The organism is Kitasatospora sp. NPDC088742, from assembly GCF_055584905.1.
The window spans coordinates 66031-72381 of record NZ_JBVJLD010000038.1 but is presented as its reverse complement, the minus strand read 5'-3'; the positions used below and the strand labels follow the sequence as shown (position 1 = coordinate 72381).

The 6351-nt window shown below is 74.5% G+C and carries 8 protein-coding genes and 1 pseudogene; 5 read left to right on the top strand and 4 right to left on the bottom strand.

Annotation, left to right across the window (positions count from 1 at the left end; translation table 11 throughout):
• Window positions 1-677, bottom strand: a 677-nt coding sequence (locus tag ACZ6ZR_RS26550; RefSeq protein ID WP_465646357.1) for an FUSC family protein, incomplete at its 3' end; no start/stop codon positions are given.
• Between the two features lie 273 nt (window positions 678-950).
• Window positions 951-1313, bottom strand: coding sequence for a hypothetical protein (locus ACZ6ZR_RS26545; RefSeq protein WP_465646355.1), 363 nt, complete (start codon window positions 1311-1313; stop codon window positions 951-953).
• Window positions 1314-1550: 237 nt separating this feature from the next.
• Between ACZ6ZR_RS26545 and ACZ6ZR_RS26540 the strand changes: the two genes are divergently transcribed.
• The 5 genes and pseudogenes from ACZ6ZR_RS26540 (at window position 1551) to ACZ6ZR_RS26520 (ending at window position 5269) form a co-directional block, all read left to right on the top strand.
• On the top strand, window positions 1551-2045 hold the full coding sequence (locus ACZ6ZR_RS26540) for a hypothetical protein (RefSeq protein ID WP_465646353.1): 495 nt from the start codon (window positions 1551-1553) through the stop codon (window positions 2043-2045).
• 84 nt (window positions 2046-2129) lie between these two features.
• Window positions 2130-3725, top strand: coding sequence for a PP2C family protein-serine/threonine phosphatase (locus ACZ6ZR_RS26535; protein WP_465646351.1), 1596 nt, complete (start codon window positions 2130-2132; stop codon window positions 3723-3725).
• A gap of 81 nt (window positions 3726-3806) precedes the next feature.
• Window positions 3807-4004: pseudogene (locus ACZ6ZR_RS26530) on the top strand (PRC-barrel domain-containing protein); the annotation flags it as partial.
• Window positions 4005-4053: 49 nt separating this feature from the next.
• A complete protein-coding gene (locus ACZ6ZR_RS26525; protein ID WP_465646349.1) occupies window positions 4054-4665 on the top strand; it encodes a hypothetical protein in 612 nt (203 codons plus the stop codon).
• A gap of 73 nt (window positions 4666-4738) precedes the next feature.
• Window positions 4739-5269, top strand: a complete 531-nt coding sequence (locus tag ACZ6ZR_RS26520) for a hypothetical protein (protein ID WP_465646347.1) — start codon at window positions 4739-4741, stop codon at window positions 5267-5269.
• Window positions 5270-5423: 154 nt separating this feature from the next.
• Here ACZ6ZR_RS26520 and ACZ6ZR_RS26515 read toward each other — a convergent pair whose 3' ends face one another.
• Both ACZ6ZR_RS26515 and ACZ6ZR_RS26510 read right to left on the bottom strand, forming a co-directional pair.
• Window positions 5424-5855 carry an ATP-binding protein gene (locus ACZ6ZR_RS26515; RefSeq protein WP_465646345.1) on the bottom strand — a complete coding sequence of 144 codons (432 nt, stop codon included), beginning with the start codon at window positions 5853-5855 and terminating at the stop codon, window positions 5424-5426.
• Window positions 5856-5915: 60 nt separating this feature from the next.
• Window positions 5916-6314 carry an STAS domain-containing protein gene (locus ACZ6ZR_RS26510; RefSeq protein ID WP_465646343.1) on the bottom strand — a complete coding sequence of 133 codons (399 nt, stop codon included), beginning with the start codon at window positions 6312-6314 and terminating at the stop codon, window positions 5916-5918.
• Between the last annotated feature and the right edge of the window lie 37 nt (window positions 6315-6351).

The following is a 6351-nucleotide window of genomic DNA, read 5'->3' as shown; positions in this document are numbered from 1 at the left end:
AGGCTGTCCTCGGCCTGCCGGAGCGCGGCGTCCACCTCCGCGATGGCCTGGTCCAGGGCCCGGGCCTCGTGCAACCGGGCCGCCGCGCCGGCCACCGGTGTCGGGCGCGGGAGCTGTTCGGCGATGCCGAGCAGGAGGTGCCGGGCGCGCCGGGCCAGGTCCTCGATCGACTCGCCGGCCGTGTCCACCCAGACCGGCGGCGCGAAGAGCAGGTTGAAGGCCAGCCCGACCACCGCGCCGATCAGGGTCTCCAGCACCCGGTCCCAGGCCTGGTCGGCCAGCTGGCTCACCCCGAGGACGAGCATCGCGCTGATCGCGACCTCGTTCACGAACTCGCCGACCCGGACGAACTGACCGATGGTCAACGAGGTCAGGATGACCAGCCCGAGGCTCCACCAGCTCAGCCCGGTGACGGCGCTGAACGCGATGGCGATCAGCACCCCGACCACGACGGAGTTCACCCGGCGGACGCTGGTGGTCAGTGTCGAGTAGACCGTGACCTGGACCACCAGCAGGGCGGTCAGCGGTGCGGTGAGCGGCGCGGGGGAGGTGTGCAGGCGGACGGCGGCGGCGTAGGAGAGGGTGGCCGCCAGGGTGGCGCGCACGGTGAGGTGCACCACCGGGTCGCGGAGGTGTCGGCGCAGGGTCAGGGGCGTGGTCGCTCGTACATCGGCCATTCTCCGCGTGTGTCCCGCCGGAGCCCGGGTCATCCCTCCTGGCGAGTCGCCGGGTGCCGCCGGCGGGAGACCGGACGGGGGCGGGTGAGGGGCCGTCAGGTTTGAGGACCGCGAAACGGGGTGAGACGGGGTGTCGGGTGCGGGCACCGCCCGCCGATCCCCTCCGGCGGGCCGCCCCGCCCGTCGCGCAGACCCGGCCGCCGCAGGCACCCCCCCGCCCGGCGGCCGGGGTCTGCGCCCGCCGTCAGCCGCCGGGCGGAGGGACCCGCCGGGTCACTGGTCGGAGTAGCTGAGGTCGCCCACTGTCCAACTGCTGATGTCGGCGATGGCGATCCGGTACATCCCTCCGGTGTGGGGCAGGCCGTAGCTGCCCTGGAGGATGCGGGCCACGTGCAGGTGCAGGTGGGTCGGTGGCGTCGGCGAGCCGGTGGAGGAGGGGGCGAAGAGGGTGGCGAAGGACTTCAACTGGCCGGAGGCGGCGAGGACTTCGGCCACCCGTTCGTGCCAGACGCTCTCTGGCGCCAGCCGGCCGGTGATCACCGCCCCCGGCACGACCACGGTCAACGGCATCTGGTTGCTGCCCTCGGACTCCACCATCGCGGCGATCTCGACGAGCAGCGCATCAGGGTTCGACATTGGCCCGAGGATAGTGCCCTCCCACCCCGGACGGCCAGGCCGGGGTAGGCCGAACCGGTCGAGTGCTCGGTACTTCTCGTGGGGACGGCCCCAGTCGATGGAGATCCCGGCGCCGGGTGCGGCCGCGGAGACGGCCTCGGCCCGCGCGGCGGTGTGCGGCCGCGGAGAGCGGGTAGCCGCCCACGCGTAGCGGTCCCACCCCCGAACCATCCAGCTCCCGCTCCCGCGGAGGACCTCATGTCCCCGAGCCCGTCGCACCAGCTGCTCGCCGGCTACCTCAACGACCACCTCACCGTCGCCGTGGCCGCCGCCCGCCGGGCCCGCCGCACCGCCGAGGCGCTCCTCGACCCCGCCGTCCGGCCGGAGCTGCGACGGGTGGCGGCGGAGATCGAGGGCGACCTGGCCTCGCTGCGCCGCGTCATGCGGGAACTCGACGTCCCCGAACGGCGGTCGAACGTCTGGCTGGCACGCGGCGGCGAACTGCTCGGGCTGTTGAAGCCCAACGGCTCCGTCCGGCACCGCACACCGCTCACCGACCTGGTCGAACTGGAGGCCCTGCGGCTCGGTGTCCTCGGGAAGCGTCAACTCTGGGCCGCTCTGGCCGACCACGTGGGTACCGAGGCCGGCCTGGACCGCGAACGGCTGGTGGAGCTGGTGGCCAGGGCCGATCGCCAGGCCGAGACGCTGGCGGGACTCGGGCTGCGCGCGGCCCACGCCTTGAGCGGCCGTTGAGCGGGGCTGCCGCCCCGCTGCCGAACGCCGGTCCGGGAGGACCTGTTCGCCCACGGGCGGGCCGATGCGTGACATGCTCCTCACATGACGGACCTCGAGGATCGAGTGGTACCCGAGCCGGGCGGCGGCCCCGCGACGACGGGCGGCGACCCCGTAGTGGTCCGGGAGGTCCTCGCGGGTCTGCCCGGGTCGGTGGTGTACCTCCAGCCCCTGTACGGGCCGGATGGTGAGGTCACGGACTTCCTGCTGGCCGCAGCCTCCCCCGAGGCGTCGGACGTCGGCGGGCGCACGGGTGCCGAGCTGGTGGGACGGACCGTGCTGCGGACCTACCCGGGAACGCGCGGCACCGAGCTCTGGGAGGGGTACCTGAAGGCGCTCCGCGGATCGCGTCACGAAGGCGAGCTGGAGTACCTGGAGACCGCCGCCGGGATTCCGCACAGGTCCCGCTGGGCGGTGCGCGCGGTGCCCTGCCAGGGCGGGCTGCTGGTCTCCTGGAACCGCCTGGACCAGGGTGAGCGCGAGGCGCGCCGCTCGGCCCTGATGCAGCGCCTGGGCCGGATGGGCTGGGCCGACCGCGACCTGACGACGGATGAGGTCATCTGGTCCGAGGAGACGTACTCGATCTTCGACCGGGACCGTTCGGAGGGCCCGTTGCGCCTGGAGGAGCTGGCCCTCCTCGCCGAGGGCGAGGACCGGCGGTTGCTGGAGGAGGAGGTGCGGCTGCTGCTGAGCTCCGGCGAGCCGATCGACCGCACCTTCCGCGTGCGCCTGCCCGAGCAGGGGGTGCGCCATGTGCGGATCGTCGCCGAGAGCGAGACCGACGCGCACGGCCGGCCGGTCCGGCTGCACGGGCTGTTCCAGGACCGCACCGCCGCCGAGCGGACGCAGCGTCAGCTGCTCGAGCACCGACAGGCCGCGCTCAGCCACCAGAGCCAGCTCGCGGCCGAACGCGACCTCGCCGCCCGGCTGCAGGAGACCCTCCTCCCGGTGCCCCAACAGGTGCTGCGTCTGGGCGGCCTGACGGTCGACGTCGCCTACCGGCCGGTCCAGGAGGGGCTCAACCTCGGCGGCGACTGGTACAGCGCCATCGAACTCCCGGACGGCCGGGTCCTGTTGGTCGTCGGCGACGTCGCGGGCCACGGGCTGGACGCGGTGGCCACCATGGCCCTGCTGCGCTTCACCGCCAAGGGCATGGCCGTCACCGGGACCCCGCTCCCGACCGTGCTGGCGAACCTGAACACCCTGCTGCTGCACACCTCGGAGCGGCAGTTCAACACGGCGACCATGGTGATGGCCGTCCACGATCCGGCCACCTCCCGTCTCACCTGGGTCCGGGCCGGCCACCCGCCGCCGCTGCTCCTGCGGGACGGCGAGGCCCGCTTCCTGCCGTCCCCCGACGGCATCCTGCTGGGCGTCGCCGACGCCGCCGGCTACCAGGCCGCGACCCTCGACCTCCTCCCCGGGGACCAGTTGCTCCTCTACACCGACGGCCTGATCGAGCTCCCGGGCGAGCCCATCGACGAGGGCCTCGCCCGCCTGGCCCGCTCCGCCGAGGCCCACGCCGACGCCCCCGGTTTCGTGGACGACCTGGTCCGGACCCTCCAGGACGGCCGCGAGCGCCGCGACGACATCTGCGTCCTGCACATCAGCCGTCAGAGGTCCCGATCTGACGGGGAGTGAGACGGGGAATCCGGGGCAGGCGAGTGCCCAGGACGCACCGCGGACACCGGTCGCGGTGCGGTGACGGCAGGAGGCGAAGCCATGGGCACCGTCGACATCTGGGCGTTCCGTACGGGCTCCGGGCACGTGTCGGGGTCGGACCTGGTCGGGTTCAAGGTCGAGGCGACCGACGGGCACATCGGGAAGATCGACCGGTTCTCGGAGGAGGCCGGGGCCGGCCACCTGGTGGTGGACACCGGGCCGTGGATCTTCGGCAGGCACGTGCTGCTGCCCGCGGGGTACTACGGCCCCTTCTACGCCGGCCCGACGTACTGACAGGAGGCGGATCATGTCCAGTGGTCCGGTCATGACGATCGTCCTGGTCGCCGTCGCCGCAGCGGTGCTGCTCGGAGCGTTCGCCGTCCGGCGGCGCCGGCGGCGGCACCCGGACCTGAGCCGTCGGTTCGGGCCGGAGTACGGCCGCACCGTGGCCCGGTACGGCGGTGACACCGCCGCGGCGGAGCGGGAGCTGACCCAACGTGTGGAGCACCACCGGGAGTTGACGCTCACCCCGCTGGACCGGCCCGCGCGCGAGCGGGCCGAGCGGCAGTGGGCCGAGGTGCAGGCGAGGTTCGTGGACTCGCCGGAGCGGGCCCTCACCGAGGCGGCGGCGCTGCTGGCCCGGGTCGGCCGCGAGCGCGGCTACCCGGACTCCGACGTGGACGCGCAGATCGACGCGCTCTCCGTGGACCACGGCGAGCACGTCGAGTCGTACCGGGTGCTGCGCGCGAAGGCCGGGTCGCCGTCGGCCGGCACCGAGGAGCGGCGCGAGGCGCTGGTCCGGGCGCGGGAGCTGTTCACCGCGCTGATCGGCACGGCCGGCGAGGCGGCGGCGAAGCCGCGCGTCCCGGCGGCCCGAGCCCCGAAGCACCTCCCGAAGCAGCGCGAGCACCACGCCTGATCACCACGCGCGAGCACCACGCCTGGGCTTCCCGCCGGGCCGACCCATCCGTCCCAGCACCGAGGAGGACAGCATGACCATCAGCCACCATGACCACCGCACCGACTCCGTGGACGCCCAGGACCGGTTCCGGGGCAGGGCCCAGGGCACGGGCACCACCGGCCGCCGGGCCCGTGCGTCCGACCCCCGCCACGCCGCGCCCGCCACGCCCGCCGAGGCGCCGGTGGACGCCAGGACGGCCGGTCCGGAGGAGATCGCCGCCGCCTACGACGCGGCGGTCGCCGAGGACCGCGGGCGCACCGGGCCGGCGGCGTGGGGCCGTCTCCTGGAGTCGGAGCTCGGCGCGGAGCTGACGCACCGTCTGGACCGGGCGGTGGGCGGCTTCGTGGACGACCCGCGCGCCGCGGTGCGGGAGGCGGACGCGGCCCTGGAGGAGACGGTGCACCGGCTCACCGACGCCCTGCGGGAGCGGCACACCGCGCTCCGCGCCACCTGGCGGCCGGACGCCGGCCGGCCGGAGGGCGAGGACTCCCCGGGCACCGAGGAGCTGCGTCTCGCGCTCCGTGACTACCGTGACCTCCTCCGGCACCTGGTCGCGGCCTGACCGGCCCAGCGGCCGGACCGCACGCCGAAGGGCGCCCAACCCCCTCGGGGTTGGCCGCCCTTCGGCGTCAGGGACCGGGCCGGCGCCGGTCCGAGGAGGAGGGCCGAGATCGATGCCGGCCATCCGTCCGGTCCGGGCCGCGGCTGACGGTCGATCAGGGAGCGGCCGGGCGGGCGGCATCGATCTCGGCCCAGACGGTCTTGCCCTGCGGGTGGGGCGCGGAGCCCCAGCGGTCCGAGGTCCGGCGCACGATGTAGAGGCCGTGGCCGCCGGGGAGGTGGGGGTGGTGGGGCCGACGCGGGACGGGCAGCGCGGGGGAGGGGTCGTTCACCTCGATGCGCAGGCGGGCGTCGGTGGCGTCGAGGACGAGGTCCTGGGGGCCGTCGGTGTGCAGCATGGCGTTGGCGACCAGCTCGGCGACGAGCAGGACCACGTCCTCGGCACCGGGCCATGACCAGTCGTCAAGTGCCGTCAGGGTGAAGTCCCGTGCGCTCGCGACCGGCTTGGCCCGGCCGGTGAGCGCCAGGCGCCGACGCTGGCCGCCGGAGGGGACGGTGGTCTTCAGGGTCTCCCGGGAGGTGTTCATTCGGTCAACCCTTCGGATCTGCGGTCGTCGTCGGAGTCCCGGGTTCCCGTGCCGCGGCCCTCATGGCGCCTCGGTGAGCGCGGCCCGGACGGTGGGGCGGAGGTCGAACACGGCCTGCGCCCCGGTGATCTCCAGCAGCCGCAGCACGGCCGTCGACGCGGCCGCCAGCCGCAGGGCGGTGCCCGCATCGAGCGCCGCGGCCCGGGTCTTCAGCAGGAGGTTGAGCCCGGAGGAGTCGCAGAAGCGGATCTGTTCGAGGTCGACCACCAGAAGGTCCGGGGTGTCGGCGAGGGCCTGCTCGAGGGCGCGTCGCGCCGGGAGGAGCGTTTCGATGTCGAGGTCGCCGGCCAGCCGGCAGAGCACGGACTGCCCGTCCTGGACCAGCAGTTCGGCGGTCACGCCCTCGTGCGTCGCCGAGGGGTCGGCTGCTCCGGGTGCGGCCTCGTCGTGTGGTGGCATTCCTCTTCCCCTCCAGCAGGTGGTACTCGGTGACTTT